Source organism: Nocardia sp. 852002-51101_SCH5132738 (assembly GCF_001665695.1).
Classification (GTDB): Bacteria; Actinomycetota; Actinomycetes; order Mycobacteriales; family Mycobacteriaceae; genus Nocardia; species Nocardia nova.
On the sequence record NZ_LZML01000196.1, the window covers coordinates 1 to 771 of the forward strand.

The 771-nt window shown below is 63.4% G+C and carries 1 protein-coding gene and 1 pseudogene; both read left to right on the forward strand.

Features of this window, described 5'->3' with window-relative positions; translation table 11 throughout:
• Nucleotides 1-65: 65 nt before the first annotated feature.
• A complete protein-coding gene (locus A5789_RS37055; RefSeq protein WP_064903081.1) occupies nt 66-287 on the forward strand; it encodes a hypothetical protein in 222 nt (73 codons plus the stop codon).
• Nucleotides 288-469: 182 nt separating this feature from the next.
• Nucleotides 470-771, forward strand: a pseudogene (locus tag A5789_RS30525) (ATP-binding protein); the annotation flags it as partial.

Sequence of the window (771 nt, forward strand, 5' to 3'; positions counted from 1 at the left end):
GAACCGAATTCCATTGTGCTAGAATAGATTTAGTACCGAACTAGCTTCGGACTTACACGGTTCTCGTGACACCCTCGGCGCGTACTGCCGACGATGTCGCGCAGGAGGTCTACGCGTTGCTGATCACCTACCAGGCGTTGCGGACCGCGATCGCCGATACCGCGCTGGCCACACCGGGCATGGTCGCGGACCGGGGCAGTTTCACCGTCGCTTTGCAGACCGCCCGCGACCAGCTCGTCCATGCGGCCGGGTCATCACCGGCGCGACTGTCGATATCGTCGGTGTGATCGGGCGGGCCGTGCGCGCTGACCTGCTCCCACATCGCCGGCCCCGCAGCAGCCTTCGCGTGGTCAAACGGGCAATCTCCAAACACCGCGCCAAGGGGGTGATCGACCGGACCATCTACCAAACCCACATCAGCGTGCGCGTGCTACCCGGTTGACAACCCGGCAGCACACCAAACTGAGCGGCCTTGGGTCTAGCCCGGGCTGCGGTGCACGCCGGCTACCGCACCTATGTCACCACCGCCGCCGATTTGGCGGCCCGCTGCCACAAAGCTGCGATCGAAGGCCGGTGGGCCACCTGCATGCGTTTCTACGCCGGACCAGCGCTGCTGGTGATCGACGAACTGGGCTATCTGCCATTACCGGCAGAGGCGGCTTCAGCATTGTTTCAAGTTGTGTCGCAACGATATTTGAAGACCTCGATCGCGATCACCACCAACCGCGGCGTCGGATCCTGGGGCGAGATCCTCGGCGATAACACTGTCGC